The sequence below is a fragment of the Pseudomonas sp. LY-1 genome (genome assembly GCF_053502595.1).
Genome location: NZ_CP094353.1, coordinates 1890780 through 1904424, shown reverse-complemented (window position 1 = coordinate 1904424; position 13645 = coordinate 1890780). Strand labels below are relative to the sequence as shown.

13 protein-coding genes are annotated in these 13645 nt (G+C 61.8%); 5 read left to right on the top strand and 8 right to left on the bottom strand.

The window, feature by feature from the left end; translation table 11 throughout:
• Positions 1 to 20 precede the first annotated feature (20 nt).
• Positions 21 to 1454, top strand: coding sequence for a M48 family metalloprotease (locus tag MOQ67_RS08655; RefSeq protein ID WP_017844914.1), 1434 nt, complete (start codon positions 21 to 23; stop codon positions 1452 to 1454).
• A 65-nt stretch (positions 1455 to 1519) separates the two neighbouring features.
• Here MOQ67_RS08655 and MOQ67_RS08650 read toward each other — a convergent pair whose 3' ends face one another.
• The 4 genes from MOQ67_RS08650 to rpoE form a co-directional block, all read right to left on the bottom strand.
• Positions 1520 to 2959, bottom strand: a complete 1440-nt coding sequence (locus MOQ67_RS08650) for a DegQ family serine endoprotease (protein WP_026139783.1) — start codon at positions 2957 to 2959, stop codon at positions 1520 to 1522.
• Positions 2960 to 3194: 235 nt separating this feature from the next.
• Entirely contained in the window at positions 3195 to 4157 is a 963-nt protein-coding gene (locus tag MOQ67_RS08645; protein WP_046490353.1) for a MucB/RseB C-terminal domain-containing protein, read from the bottom strand.
• A 16-nt stretch (positions 4158 to 4173) separates the two neighbouring features.
• Positions 4174 to 4761, bottom strand: a complete 588-nt coding sequence (locus tag MOQ67_RS08640) for a sigma-E factor negative regulatory protein (RefSeq protein ID WP_017844911.1) — start codon at positions 4759 to 4761, stop codon at positions 4174 to 4176.
• A 32-nt stretch (positions 4762 to 4793) separates the two neighbouring features.
• Positions 4794 to 5375, bottom strand: a complete 582-nt coding sequence (rpoE, locus tag MOQ67_RS08635; RefSeq protein WP_003172477.1) for an RNA polymerase sigma factor RpoE — start codon at positions 5373 to 5375, stop codon at positions 4794 to 4796.
• Between the two features lie 462 nt (positions 5376 to 5837).
• Between rpoE and nadB the strand changes: the two genes are divergently transcribed.
• On the top strand, positions 5838 to 7454 hold the full coding sequence (nadB, locus tag MOQ67_RS08630; RefSeq protein WP_017844910.1) for an L-aspartate oxidase: 1617 nt from the start codon (positions 5838 to 5840) through the stop codon (positions 7452 to 7454).
• Here nadB and MOQ67_RS08625 read toward each other — a convergent pair.
• Positions 7423 to 7872: a protein YgfX gene (locus tag MOQ67_RS08625; RefSeq protein WP_046490340.1), complete on the bottom strand. Its 450-nt coding sequence runs from the start codon at positions 7870 to 7872 to the stop codon at positions 7423 to 7425. The genes nadB and MOQ67_RS08625 overlap by 32 nt on opposite strands.
• On the bottom strand, positions 7856 to 8110 hold the full coding sequence (locus tag MOQ67_RS08620; RefSeq protein ID WP_046384372.1) for an FAD assembly factor SdhE: 255 nt from the start codon (positions 8108 to 8110) through the stop codon (positions 7856 to 7858). The genes MOQ67_RS08625 and MOQ67_RS08620 overlap by 17 nt, the downstream gene beginning before the upstream one ends.
• A 139-nt stretch (positions 8111 to 8249) precedes the next feature.
• Between MOQ67_RS08620 and ygfZ the strand changes: the two genes are divergently transcribed.
• Positions 8250 to 9191 (top strand): CAF17-like 4Fe-4S cluster assembly/insertion protein YgfZ, encoded by a 942-nt coding sequence (gene ygfZ, locus MOQ67_RS08615; RefSeq protein ID WP_169884297.1) that lies wholly within the window; start codon positions 8250 to 8252, stop codon positions 9189 to 9191.
• A 36-nt stretch (positions 9192 to 9227) separates the two neighbouring features.
• A complete protein-coding gene (locus MOQ67_RS08610; protein ID WP_017844907.1) occupies positions 9228 to 10049 on the top strand; it encodes an HDOD domain-containing protein in 822 nt (273 codons plus the stop codon).
• Here MOQ67_RS08610 and MOQ67_RS08605 read toward each other — a convergent pair whose 3' ends face one another.
• Both MOQ67_RS08605 and MOQ67_RS08600 read right to left on the bottom strand, forming a co-directional pair.
• The gene (locus tag MOQ67_RS08605) at positions 10050 to 11435 is read right to left on the bottom strand and encodes a sensor histidine kinase (protein WP_017844906.1); all 1386 of its coding nucleotides are present in this window, start codon (positions 11433 to 11435) and stop codon (positions 10050 to 10052) included.
• The gene (locus MOQ67_RS08600; RefSeq protein ID WP_017844905.1) at positions 11428 to 12099 is read right to left on the bottom strand and encodes a response regulator; all 672 of its coding nucleotides are present in this window, start codon (positions 12097 to 12099) and stop codon (positions 11428 to 11430) included. Before MOQ67_RS08600 ends, MOQ67_RS08605 begins: the two co-directional genes overlap by 8 nt.
• A gap of 234 nt (positions 12100 to 12333) precedes the next feature.
• Between MOQ67_RS08600 and MOQ67_RS08595 the strand changes: the two genes are divergently transcribed.
• Positions 12334 to 13626, top strand: coding sequence for an OprD family porin (locus tag MOQ67_RS08595; RefSeq protein WP_017844903.1), 1293 nt, complete (start codon positions 12334 to 12336; stop codon positions 13624 to 13626).
• The last annotated feature ends 19 nt before the right edge of the window (positions 13627 to 13645 follow it).

The window sequence follows — 13645 nt, the reverse complement described above, 5'->3', positions numbered from 1 at the left end:
TTTGTCGAAAGGCTCTGTGCATGACTTTTTTGCGCCCCACCCTGCTGACGCTGGCCTGCCTGCTGGCCTCCCCGGCCTTTGCCGACGACCTGCCGTCACTTGGCGACGCCAGCTCAGCCATTGTCTCGCCACAACAGGAATACCAACTGGGTCGCGCCTGGCTTGCCTATTTGCGTGGCCAGGTCGCGCAGCTCAACGATCCGCAGCTCAAGGATTACGTCGAATCCAGCGTGTACAAACTGGTGGAGACCAGCCAGGTCAATGACCGCCGCCTGGAATTCATCCTGATCGACAGCCCGCAGCTCAACGCCTTTGCCGCGCCTGGCGGTATCGTCGGGGTCAACGGCGGGCTGTTCCTCAACGCCCAGACCGAAGGTGAATACGCCTCGGTGCTGGCCCACGAATTGGCTCACTTGTCCCAGCGCCACTTCGCCCGCGGCGTCGAAGCGCAACAGCGCATGCAGATCCCGATGATGGCCGCGATGCTCGGCGGCATCATTGCCGCCGCAGCCGGTGCGGGCGACGCCGGCATTGCTGCAATTGCCGGCACCCAGGCCGCGGCGATCCAGGAACAACGGCGCTTCTCGCGCCAGAATGAACAAGAGGCCGACCGCATCGGCATCCTCAACCTGGAGAAAGCCGGTTACGACCCACGCTCCATGCCGACCATGTTCGAGCGCCTGATGCGTCAATACCGCTTCGACGCCAAGCCGCCGGAATTCCTGCTGACTCACCCGGTGACCGAATCGCGCATCGCCGACACCCGCAACCGTGCCGAACAGGCCAAGCTCGGCGGCACCGAAGACAGCCTGCGTTATCAATTGATTCGCGCACGGGTGCAGCTGAAATACGAAGACACGCCAGGCCTCGCCGCCAAGCGCTTCCAGGCCCAACTGGACGAAAACCCGAAAAGCGACGTGGCGCGCTATGGTCTGGCCATCGCCCAAATCAAGGGAACCAAGCTCAAGGAAGCCCGGGAAAACCTGGCCCCGCTGTTGGCCAAGTCGCCCAACGACATTACCTACAACCTGGCGCAGATCGAGCTGGACATCACCAGCAACCGCTTGCCGGATGCCCAGCAACGCACTGACCGGATGCTCACCCAGTACCCCGGCAACTATCCGCTGAACCAGGTGCGAGTGGACCTTTTACTCAAACAGAACCGCACCGCCGATGCGGAAAAGGCCCTGGACGGTTTGCTCAAGTCGCGCCCGGACGATCCGGACGTGTGGTACCAGGTCGCCGAAACGCGCGGCTTGTCCGGCAATATCATCGGCCTGCACCAGGCGCGCGCCGAGTACTTCGCCCTGGTCGGCGACTTCCAGCAAGCCATTCAACAACTGGACTTCGCCAAGCGCCGTGCCGGCAGCAACTTCCCACTGTCGTCACGTATCGACGCACGCCAGCGTGAGCTGATCGAACAGGAACGCTTGGTGAAAGGAATGATGGGCTAAACCCACCGCCCACAAAAAAGCCCCGCCCTCGTTAAACGAAGGCGGGGCTTTTTGATGCGCCGGTGTTACTCAGCCAGCTTGAAGGTAATGAAGCTGGCACGGCCCTGACGCAGGACGCGCATCGAGACCGAACGGTTCTTCGGCAGCGCCTTGGCGATGTCGGTGAACTGCTTGGTGCTGTCGATGGCCTGATTGTTCAGGTGAGTGATCACATCGCCTGGCTGCAGGCCGATCAACGCGGCAGGACCGTCCTGCACTTCCTTGATCACCACGCCGCTTTTCAGGTCGAAGGCCTTCTTCTGCTCGTCCGTCAGCTCGGCCACGGCAATACCCAGGCGGTTGCTGCTGCGCTCGGCGCCCGGCTTGGTGCTACCGAGGGCATCGAGGGTCGCGCCTTCTTCCGGAATGGCGCCGACGGTCAGTTCAACGTTCTGGCGTTTGCCTTCACGGATCACTTCCAGCTTGGCTTTGCTGCCCGCCTTGAGCGCGCCCACCAAATGCGGCAGGTCTGCCGACATGACGATCGGCTGGCCGTTCATGCTCAGAATCACGTCGCCGACTTGCAGGCCGCCCTTGGCTGCCGGGCCGTCGTCCTGGATCTGAGCGACCAGCGCACCGGCCGGCTTGTCGAGGCCGAAGGACTCGGCCAGGTCCTTGTTCACTTCCTGGATCACCACGCCCAACCAGCCACGGCTGACTTTGCCGCCGCTTTTGAGTTGGTTGGAAACGTCCATGGCCACGTCGATCGGGATGGCGAACGACACGCCCATGAAGCCACCGGAGCGCGTGTAGATCTGCGAGTTGATGCCGACCACCTCGCCGTTCAGGTTGAACAGCGGGCCACCGGAGTTACCCGGGTTGATCGGTACGTCGGTCTGGATGAACGGCACGTAGTTTTCGTTGGGCAGGCTGCGGCCGATGGCGCTGACGATGCCTTGGGTCACGGTGTGGTCAAAGCCAAACGGCGAACCGATCGCCACGACCCATTGCCCGGCTTTCAGGTCCTGGGACTTGCCCAGTTTCAGCACAGGCAGGTCCTTGCCGTCGATCTTCAGCAACGCCACGTCGGAACGTGGGTCGGTGCCGACCAGCTTGGCTTTCAACTCGCTGCGGTCAGCCAGACGGACGAGGATCTCGTCAGCGTCGGCAATTACATGGTTGTTGGTCAGGATGTAGCCATCGGGCGAGATGATGAAGCCCGAGCCCAGGGACTGCGCTTCACGCTGGCCACCGCCACCGCCACGGGGCGCGCGTTGTTGCGGCATGCCACGCTCGAAGAACTCGCGCAGCATCGGCGGCAGGCCTTCCAGGTCCGGCATCTGCTGGTCGGAGACTTTGCGCTCGGGCAGTTTTTGCGTGGTACTGATGTTCACCACGGCAGGCGAGGCCTGCTCGACCAATTGGGTGAAATCAGGCAGCTCGACCGCTTGCGCGGGCACGGCCTGACCCAACACCAACAATGTGGCGACTATGGATAAATAGGACTTCAAGCGTGGTATCGACATACAGCTCCCGTTACGACGAGCAGGGTTGGGCGACAGGGTTCTGGAAACGCCGGAAACTGTGACCGACATCTCCGTTCCGCGAACAAAACATGGTCAGCGCCGACAAGCCCTGACCTATAAAAAATATGAGAGATTTTTGCAAGTGAAAATGCTGATCCAGACATTTCATTACGCTCGGCAACCAACCTCGCATGGACGTAGGGTGAAAGGCCAGGATGAACATAAGATTAACGATTCACGGCTTGGCGGCTGGTTTTTTTTCACCGCGCACCGACAGCGCGATGCGCTCGGCGGTGCCCATGGGAATTTCGCCCACTACCGTGACCATCATTTCGCCATCCACCGTATTCAGCCGACGCGACACCGCCACCGTCGGGCCCAACTGGGTACGGGTTTCAGTAACGCCGGATTCGCCGATCGGCTCAAGAAATACCGAAAACCGTGCCAGCCCATCTTCATACATCCGACTGTCGACCGTCGCTTTGGTCTGGGAGTCTTTGCGCGCACTGCTGCTGGTCAACTGGAAACCCGGCGGCAACCATTCCAGGTGCCAGTCCTGGGCAGGTTGCACCTCTGGCGCTTTAGCCGTGGCCACTGCAATGGGCGTGCAATCGCCAGTGGGTTGCAAGTCGCGATCATCCGGCGTGACCGAGGTGTTCAATTGCGTGAACTGGAAACGCTCCAGCAACTGCCCCTGATCGTTCACCAGCAGGGATTTAAGGGGCAACGCGGTTTCGCGGTCCAGGTGCAACTCAAAACCATAGCGGTATTGGTCACGCGGGGTGATCGACACAATCACCGCATTTCGACCGGCCACGCGAGATTTGCCGATGACGGCCAGTTCGTAGAATTGCGCGATTTTTTGCGGATCAAGCGCACGTGAAGGGGCATCACGCGAATTGCTGAGGCCGGCGACAAGAGTGCCGCTGACGCATTGCGTCCGACCGTCTACCCGCACGACTTCCTGAGCCGAGCCGTCGAGCTGCAAAAGCCGCTCGCGAACCTGACCGTCCTGGACACGATGCCAGATGTCGTGGGTAGAAAAATTGCCGTTACGCTCGTAGACGAACGTACCTTGGAAGCTTTGCTGTTGCTCAGCACGCCCAAGTCGAGTCAACCAGTCTTGGGCATCATCGGCGTGGGCGGGGAGTGCAAACCAACCACTGAGCAAAAGCGTAAGGAGCGGTATGGCGCGCATAGTGCTCCTCAACGGTTCAACGGTTTTCCAGGCTTGCCGCGCGAGCATAAGGCAGAGCGCTTTCAGTACCTTTCAAGGCCGATTCCTGTGCGTGTTGGCGCAGGTAGCCTGGAAGACGCTGATCCTGCCAGCCGGATTGCCCTTGAAGCACACCGTTCGCCATCGGGCCGGTAGTGTCGGAGCTTTCCTTGTAGCCTGCCAGTACGGCGGGGCCCTTGACTTGCGGGCCAGCCATGATCGGTTGCTGAGTCTGTTGGGCCAGTTCGGTACCGGCGATTTCGTCCTGGTTGTACAGGCGAACACCAGCCAGAACGGCAACAGTTACCGAAGCGGCCACTGCCAGGCGACCCAGGCTACGCCATGGCCCCCGCGCAGCTTTTGCCGGAACGGCTTCATCAGCCAGTGCAGCAGAAACGGCCGCAGCAATATCCAGACGAGGGATTAGAAGATCCTTGTGCATCACCGCCCGAGCGACTTGGTAACGAGACCAGGTATCACGGGTTTCGGCATCACCGAATGCATTGAGCACCCGACGAAGTTCCAGTTCATCCGCTTCGTTATCCATCACTGCGGACAGCGATTCCTGCAGGGCATCACGACTCATGGCGGTTCCTCTCTTGGCTGTCGCCGCTGTCTTTAGTTTTCCTGCAACAACGGTTGCAAGGCTTTATCGATGGCTTCCCGGGCCCGGAAAATCCGTGACCTTACAGTCCCCACCGGACACTGCATGACGCTCGCAATGTCTTCATAACTCAGACCATCGAATTCACGTAAAGTTAACGCCGTCCGTAAATCTTCTGGCAGTTGCTGAATAGTGCGATGAACGGTGCCTTCGATCTCGTCGCGCAGCAATGCACGCTCCGGCGACTCGAGATCTTTGAGGCCGTGATCACCATCGTAAAATTCTGCATCTTCCGAACTGACATCACTATCCGGTGGGCGGCGTCCGCGAGACACCAGATAGTTCTTCGCCGTGTTGATGGCGATGCGGTAGAGCCACGTGTAAAACGCGCTGTCACCGCGGAAATTGCCCAGCGCACGGTATGCCTTGATAAAGGCTTCCTGTGCAACGTCCTGCGCTTCATGGGTGTCGTGCACAAACCGCACGATCAACCCGAGAATTTTGTGCTGGTATTTCAGCACTAGCAGATCAAAAGCTCGCTTGTCGCCGCGTTGAACGCGCTCGACCAGCTGCTGATCCTCTTCCTGGGTTAGCATGAACACTCCTCGTTGTACTTGAAGGAGGCTTGCATAACTGAACGATCAGGCTTGCAAACATAGACTCGGACTTTCCGCAAAAGTTCTCCCCTCCAAGCAAGTTTCCGGCATGCACTGATTTGGCACACACGAAAAACGCAGCGCGGGCAATGCCGGCTGCGCGAATAATCTTGTCGCCGGTTTCCTGACGCGTCCAATGCTCCCGACGGGCCAATAAACTCAACGTTTTCCCAGCTTTCGGGCAACCTGCTATTGAGTCGGGGCTTATGCAAAAAGTTCCCACTTCAATAACCGGTCCATTTACCTTGGCCGTGCACCGTAATTTCACATTGCCACGAATGCGCGGCTATTGTGCCGCTCCCCCCCTCTATATACTAGTAGCCCGTGTGACCCTTTGATTCGCCGATCCAGGCGTCCTGTTTGCGCCAGCCCCTGTGGATCGCTTTTTGCGGAATCCTTCAAATGAGCCAACAGTTTCAACACGATGTCCTGGTGATCGGCAGCGGCGCAGCCGGCCTGAGCCTTGCGCTGACCCTCCCCAGCCACCTGCGCATTGCGGTGCTGAGCAAAGGCGACCTGGCCAATGGCTCGACATTCTGGGCCCAGGGCGGTGTTGCCGCCGTGCTGGACGACACCGACACGGTGCAGTCCCACGTCGAAGACACCCTCAACGCCGGCGGCGGCCTGTGCCACGAAGATGCGGTGCGCTTTACCGTCGAACATAGCCGCGAAGCCATTCAATGGCTGATCGACCAGGGCGTGCCGTTTACCCGTGACGATCACGCGGGCAGCGATGACGGCGGCTTCGAGTTCCACCTGACCCGCGAAGGCGGGCACAGCCACCGCCGCATCATCCACGCCGCCGACGCCACCGGGGCCGCGATCTTCAGGACCCTGCTCGAACAAGCCCGCCAACGCCCGAACATCGAACTGCTTGAGCAACGGGTCGCCGTCGACCTGATCACCGAGAAACGCCTGGGCCTGTCGGGCGAGCGCTGCCTCGGCGCCTATGTGCTCAACCGCAACAGCGGCGAAGTCGACACCTACGGCGCGCGCTTCACCATTCTCGCCTCGGGCGGCGCGGCCAAGGTCTACCTCTATACCAGCAACCCCGACGGTGCCTGTGGCGACGGCATCGCCATGGCCTGGCGCTCGGGCTGCCGGGTGGCCAACCTGGAATTCAACCAGTTCCACCCCACCTGCCTGTATCACCCGCTGGCCAAGAGCTTCCTGATCACCGAAGCCCTGCGCGGCGAAGGCGCGCACCTGAAACTGCCGAATGGCGAGCGCTTCATGCAACGCTTCGACCCGCGCGCCGAACTGGCCCCGCGCGATATCGTCGCCCGCGCCATCGACCATGAAATGAAGCGCCTGGGCATCGACTGCGTCTACCTGGACATCAGCCACAAGCCCGAAGCGTTCATCAAGACTCACTTCCCGACGGTCTACGAGCGCTGCCTGGCCTTCAATATCGACATCACCAAAGGCCCGATCCCGGTGGTGCCGGCCGCGCACTACACCTGCGGCGGCGTGATGGTCGACCAACACGGGCGCACCGACGTCCCCGGCCTGTACGCGATCGGCGAAACCAGCTTCACCGGCCTGCACGGCGCCAACCGCATGGCCAGCAACTCGCTGCTCGAATGTTTTGTCTATGCGCGTTCGGCGGCGGCGGACATCCTTGAACAACTGCCGCAGATCCCCGTCCCGGCCGCCCTGCCCCGCTGGGACGCGAGCCAGGTGACCGATTCGGACGAAGACGTGATCATCGCCCACAACTGGGACGAACTGCGACGCTTCATGTGGGACTACGTAGGGATCGTGCGGACCAACAAACGCCTGCAACGCGCACAACACCGCGTGCGACTGTTGCTGGATGAGATCGACGAGTTCTACAGCAACTACAAAGTCAGCCGCGACCTGATCGAATTGCGCAACCTGGCCCAAGTGGCGGAGCTGATGATCCGCTCGGCCATGGAGCGCAAGGAAAGCCGGGGCCTGCATTACACCCTCGACTACCCGCAGATGCTGCCCGAGGCCCGCGATACTATTCTGGTGCCAACCACCTACGCCGACTGAACTTCAGGCGAACCCGCAGGCGCCGGTGTACATCGGCGGCCTGCGAATCCTTGGGCACACAGATCGACCGCACCGCCCATTCGCCCTGCACCCGATAGCGCAGCACCACGATCAACGGCAACGCCAGGCTCTCGGGACGCAGTTGCACGCGGTGCCAGCCGCGCGCTTCGCTCCACAACTGCCACCCGCTTTCGTCACGGCGCAGGCCGCGAATCGACGAACGGTGAGTCAGCCGGATATGGCGCGGGATAACCCAGGCGGCGTGAGCCAGGCACAGCAACAGGCCAAGGCTTGAATAAGGCAAATCGACAAGCAGCAGCGCACCCAGTGCGGACGACTGGGCCAGGAGATAGGCCGCCAGCAACAGCCGCGAGGCCTGCCAGCGGCATTCGAAGGCGGGATTACTTGGGCTGGACACGATCCAGGATCATCCGAACCATGCGCTGCAGCTCCGGGTCTTCCGATTCGGAGCGTTCCATGAACCAGCCGAACATGTCCTGGTCTTCGCATTCCAGCAGGCGCACGTAACAGTTGCGATCCACCTCGTTAAGGGTCGAGTAAACCTCTCTGACGAATGGCACCAGCAACACGTCCAGCTCAAGCATGCCGCGACGGCTGTGCCAGTAGAGGCGATTGAGTTCTACATCTTCGACCATGGAACGCTCCTCAAATAGATTGCAAGTATACAGGCCCCAAGGCAGCGGAACAGTCGGCTTTGGTCGCCCCCTACAGAAACTATCCATTTGTCGGGCGCCCCTCTATGATGCACCGAGACTTTTTGACCTGCGATGACCCATGGCCGACTCTGCTTTCTTCTGCCCACTGACCCACGAAGGCGTTCTCGCCGTCCGCGGCGCCGACGCTGCCAAGTTCCTGCAGGGCCAACTCACCTGCAACCTCAACTACCTGAGCGACACCCAGGCCAGCCTCGGCGCGCGCTGCACGCAAAAAGGGCGCATGCAGTCGAGCTTTCGCATCCTGCTGCAAGGTGATGGCGTGCTCTTGGCCATGGCCACCGAGCTGCTGGAACCGCAACTGGCCGACCTGAAGAAATACGCGGTGTTCTCCAAATCCAAACTCACCGACGAAAGCGCCGCCTGGGCACGTTTTGGCCTGGCGAACGCGGATCAGGCCCTGGCGAGCCTGGGCCTGGAGCTGCCGGCCGCGACCGACAGCGTCGCCCGCAGCGAACAATTGATCGCCATCCGCGTTTCCCCTGGTCGCGTCGAACTCTGGGCGCCCGCCGAGCAAGCCGAAGCCGTGCGCAGCCAATTGGCCGCGCAGTTGCAACCGGCTGACTTGAACGAATGGCTGCTGGGCCAGGTGCGCGCCGGTATCGGCCAGGTCATGCCGCAGACCCGAGAGCTGTTTATCCCGCAGATGCTCAACCTGCAGGCCGTGGGCGGCGTCAGTTTCAAGAAAGGCTGCTACACCGGCCAGGAAATCGTCGCGCGCATGCAATACCTGGGCAAACTCAAGCGTCGCCTGTACCGCCTGAGCCTGTATGCCGCTGAATTGCCCGAGCCCGGCACGCCGCTGTTTTCTCCCAGCCACAACAGCTCGATCGGCGAGGTGGTGATCGCGGCAAAAGCTGACCAAATGGTGGAACTTCTGGCGGTTCTGCAAGCCGAAGCAGCCGAGAGTGGTGATGTGCATTTAGGCACCCTCGAAGGTCCCGCTTTGCAGCTACTTGACCTGCCCTACCAATTGGATCGTGATCGAGAGATCCAGCACTGATCGTCGCACCCCTTTGCAACACCTTAGAGAGCATGAATGAACGAGCTGGCGGAAAAAGTCCAACAGGCTTTGATTGCGGCCATCGACAACGATGACCTGGTTCTGCCGACATTACCGGAAGTGGCCCTGAGCATTCGTCAGGCCGCCGAAGACCCGGAAATCGGCATCAGTCACTTGAGCAAAGTGATCGGTCGCGACACCGCGCTGTCGGCGCGCTTGATCAAAGTGGTCAACAGCCCGTTGTTGCGGGCCACGCAGGAAGTCACCGACCTGCACACCGCCATCACCCGGCTGGGCACCAACTACAGCAGCAACCTGGCGATCGGCCTGGTGATGGAGCAGATCTTCCACGCCCGTTCCGAAGTGATCGAACAGAAAATGCGCGACGTCTGGCGCCGCAGCCTGGAAGTGGCGGGCGTCAGCTACGCGCTGTGCCGCAGCCACAGCCAGCTCAAGCCGGACCAGGCAGCGCTCGGAGGCCTGGTGCACCAGATCGGTGTGCTGCCGATCCTGACCTACGCCGAAGACCATTACGAGTTGCTCTCTGACCCGGTCAGCCTCAACCACATGATCGAGAAAAGCCACCCAATGCTCGGCGACAAACTCCTGCGTGGCTGGGACTTCCCGGAGATGCTGGTCAAGCTGCCGGGCCAATACCTGGACCTGGAACGCGACTCCGCCAGCCTCGACTATATCGACCTGGTGCAAGTCGCCGTGCTGTATTGCCATCGCGGCACCGCGCATCCGCTGGCGGATGTACCGATCACCAACCTGCCAGCAGTCAAAAAACTGCGCCTGGACCTTTACAGCGACAGCGTGCGTGCGGAACTGGATGAAGCGCGGTCGATGTTCTACTGATCAACCGGCGACAAAACTGACGCGCACTTTCAAGCCCGTCGGTTCACCATCATGCAGGCTGATCTGGGCCAGATGCGCGCGACAGATTTCGCCGACAATCGCCAGGCCCAGACCGGAGCCCAGGCCCTGCTGACTGCGGCGATAGAAGCGTTCGAACACGCGGTCGCGCTCGTCCAGCGGGATGCCCGGGCCATCATCTTCCACTTCCAGCACCGCCGGTGCCGTCACGCGCAGGATCACATTGCCGCCAGGCGGCGTATGCGCCAGAGCGTTATCCACCAGGTTACTCAACAGCTCGTTGAGCAGCGTCGGTTCGCCGCGCAGCCACACCGGCTCGTCGGCCTCCAGCGCCAGCGCGACCCCACGCGCATGGGCCAACGGCGCCATGGCCATGCCCAGTTCGCGGGCCAACTGGCTGAGGTCGAGCAATTGCGCCCCGCCTTCGGCAATCGCGCGTGCGCCGTTTTCGATACGCGCCAAGGACAACAATTGATTGGCCAAATGGGTCAGGCGGTCGGTGCCTTGCGCAGCGGTTTCCAGGGTGCTGCGCCAGGTGGCCGGGTCTTCGGCGCGCAGGCCGAGTTCCAGGCGCGCCTTGAGCGCGGCCAGCGGCGTGCGCAGTTCGTGGGCCGCATCGGCGATAAACTGTGCCTGGCGCTCGAACTGGCCCCGCAGGCGTTCGGTGAAATGGTTGATGGAACGCACCAGCGGGCCGAACTCGAGCTGCACCTCGACCAGCGGCAACGGCCGCAGATCGTCGGGCTGGCGCTCTTCCACCGCCGTGCGCAAGCGCTCCAGCGGGCGCAACGCCGCGCTCACGGCAAACCACACCAGCAATAGCGCGCCGATGGCGAGCATGCCCAGGCGCAGCAAGGTATCGGCCATCAGGCTGCGGGCCATGCTGACGCGGGCTTCATCGGTCTCGGCCACGCGGATTTCCGCCATGCCGTTCATGTTCGGTTCGGAAACCGCCTTGAGCAGGCTCACCACGCGCACGGCCTGGCCCTGGTACGTGGCGTTGTAAAACCGTGCCAATGCCGGGTAATCATCGGTGCGCGGCGTGCCAGGCGGCGGGCCGGGCAGGTTTTCGTAACCGGAAATCAGCTTCTGGTCGATGTCATTGACCTGGTAATAAATCCGCCCGGCGCTGTCGTAGGCAAAGGTGTCCAGGGCCACATACGGCACATTCGCGCTCAAGCTGCCGTCGACCTCGGTCAGGCCGGCGGCAATCGTGCGTGCAGAGGCCAGCAAGGTGCGGTCATAGGCGGTGTCGGCGGCTTCGCGGCCGTTCCAGTAGGCGCTCATGCCGCTGGCGACCATCAACAGCACCAGCAACAGCGCGAGGTTCCACAGCAGCCGCCAGCGCAGACTGCTGGGCTTATGCATCGCGCGCTTCCAGCAGGTAGCCGAGGCCACGGAAGGTGACGATGGCGATGGGCTGGCCGTCGAGTTTCTTGCGCAGGCGGTGTATGTAGATTTCGATCGCATCCGGGCTGGCCTCTTCGTCGAGGCCGAACACCTGGGCGGCCAGTTGCTCCTTGCTCATCACCCGGCCCGGGCGCGCGATCAGCGCTTCAAGCACGGCTTGCTCGCGGGACGTGAGGGTCAGCAGCTCGCCGCCGACCGTGAAGCGGCGGGTGTCGAGGTCGTAGACCAGCACGCCGCAGGCCTGCTGGCGCTCGCCGCCGAGCACGCTGCGCCGCAACAGCGCCTTGACCCGCGCCTCCAGTTCCGTCAGCTCGAACGGCTTGGCCAGGTAATCGTCGGCGCCCAGGTTCAGGCCATGCACACGGTCTTTCACATCACTGCGCGCCGTCAGCATCAGCACCGGCAGATTTTTCCCACGCGCCCGCAAACGCGCCAACACCTCGAAACCGTCCATGCGCGGCAAGCCCACATCGAGGATCGCCGCGGCGTATTCCTCACTGCCCAAGGCCAGGTCCGCGGCCACTCCGTCGTGCAGCACATCGACGGTCAGACCCGTGCTCTTGAGCGCCTGGGCGACACTTTCGGCCAGTTGCAAATGGTCTTCAACCAGGAGGACACGCATGGATTTCTACCTCATTCGGGGGTGGTCGGCGCCACGCTCTGCGAGGCAGTTTACAGGCGCGGCCTGGGCTGTGAAGCCCGAAAACATTGAAAGGCAACTGAAAGGTTAGTGAAAGCTTCACCCTTTAGCATCCAGCCACGGTTGGCCATGCCCGCCGAGCTGCCTGATCCGTAGCACCCGAAAAACGCCTCGAAGCGTTTTCGTCAAATAAGAACAATAACGGAGTACTCAACGATGCTGTCGACACAGCCCCAGGCTTGCACGCCTGTGCGTTTTTCCCGCCTGACCCAGACCGCCCTTGCCAGCGCCGCCACCCTTGCCGGCTTTTCGCCGCTTGCCCAAGCCGCCTTCTTCGAAGACAGCAGCGCGACCCTGGAAACCCGCAACATGTACTTCAACCGCGACTTTCGCGACGGCACCAGCGCCCAGCAATCCAAGCGCGACGAATGGGCCCAGGGCTTCATGCTCAACCTGCAATCGGGCTACACCGACGGCACCGTCGGCTTTGGCGTGGATGCGCTGGGCATGCTCGGCGTCAAGCTCGACTCCAGCCCCGACCGCACCGGCAGCGGCCTGCTGCCCACCCACGACGATGGCCGCGCCGCCAACGAGTATTCCAAGCTGGGCCTGACCGGCAAAGTGAAGATCTCCGCCACCGAACTGAAAGTCGGCGCGCTGATCCCCGAGCTGCCGATCCTCAAGCCCAACGACGGCCGCATCCTGCCGCAAACCTTCAACGGCGGCCTGATCACCTCGAAAGAGTTCAAGAACCTGGTGTTCACCGGTGGCCGTCTCGACAAGGCCAAGGACCGCGACGACACCAACTACGAGGACATCGCCCTCAACAACAAGAACAGCCGTTTCCTCAGCGGCGCCACCGGCAAGCACTTCAATTTCGGCGGCGTGGACTACAAGTTCGCCGACAAGATCACCGGCAGCTATCACTTCGCCCAACTCGACGACGTGTACCGCCAGCACTTCCTCGGCCTGGTGGCTGCGCGCCCGATGGGCCCCGGCACCTTCGCCACCGATCTGCGCCTGGCGATCAGCGACGACACCGGCGCCGCCCGCGGCGGCAAGATCGACAACACCTCCCTCAATGGCCTGTTCAGCTATGCCCTCAACGGCCATAAGCTCAGCGCCGGCTACCAGCACATGTCCGGCGACAGCGCGTTTCCGTATGTGGATGGCAGCGACCCGTACCTGGTCAACTTCGTGCAGATCAACGACTTTGCCGGCGCCGAGGAGCGCTCCTGGCAGGCACGCTACGACTATGACTTCGCCAAGCTGGGGATTCCCGGCCTGAGTTTCATGAGCCGTTACCTGTCGGGTGACCATATCAAGCTCAAGAACGGCGAGACCGGCAAGGAGTGGGAACGCAACAGCGAGATCAAGTACGTGGTGCAAAGCGGCACGTTCAAGGATGTCGCCGTGCGCCTGCGCAATGCGACGTATCGTTCCAACTATTCAGCGCGTGATGCGGATGAAGTACGCCTGCTGGTCAGTTACAGCGTCGCGCTCTGGTAAGCAGTGCCTGGTAATAGCC

Excerpts from the sequence above, each read along its gene's own strand:
- ygfZ (WP_169884297.1), top strand. The coding sequence starts at position 8,250 with ATGGCCGACTCTGCTTTCTTCTGCCCACTGACCCACGAAGGCGTTCTC.
- MOQ67_RS08650 (WP_026139783.1), bottom strand. The coding sequence starts at position 2,959 with ATGTCGATACCACGCTTGAAGTCCTATTTATCCATAGTCGCCACATTG.
- MOQ67_RS08640 (WP_017844911.1), bottom strand. The coding sequence starts at position 4,761 with ATGAGTCGTGATGCCCTGCAGGAATCGCTGTCCGCAGTGATGGATAAC.
- MOQ67_RS08595 (WP_017844903.1), top strand. The coding sequence starts at position 12,334 with ATGCTGTCGACACAGCCCCAGGCTTGCACGCCTGTGCGTTTTTCCCGC.
- MOQ67_RS08600 (WP_017844905.1), bottom strand. The coding sequence starts at position 12,099 with ATGCGTGTCCTCCTGGTTGAAGACCATTTGCAACTGGCCGAAAGTGTC.
- MOQ67_RS08610 (WP_017844907.1), top strand. The coding sequence starts at position 9,228 with ATGAACGAGCTGGCGGAAAAAGTCCAACAGGCTTTGATTGCGGCCATC.
- MOQ67_RS08620 (WP_046384372.1), bottom strand. The coding sequence starts at position 8,110 with ATGGTCGAAGATGTAGAACTCAATCGCCTCTACTGGCACAGCCGTCGC.
- MOQ67_RS08605 (WP_017844906.1), bottom strand. The coding sequence starts at position 11,435 with ATGCATAAGCCCAGCAGTCTGCGCTGGCGGCTGCTGTGGAACCTCGCG.
- MOQ67_RS08645 (WP_046490353.1), bottom strand. The coding sequence starts at position 4,157 with ATGCGCGCCATACCGCTCCTTACGCTTTTGCTCAGTGGTTGGTTTGCA.
- rpoE (WP_003172477.1), bottom strand. The coding sequence starts at position 5,375 with ATGCTAACCCAGGAAGAGGATCAGCAGCTGGTCGAGCGCGTTCAACGC.
- nadB (WP_017844910.1), top strand. The coding sequence starts at position 5,838 with ATGAGCCAACAGTTTCAACACGATGTCCTGGTGATCGGCAGCGGCGCA.
- MOQ67_RS08655 (WP_017844914.1), top strand. The coding sequence starts at position 21 with ATGACTTTTTTGCGCCCCACCCTGCTGACGCTGGCCTGCCTGCTGGCC.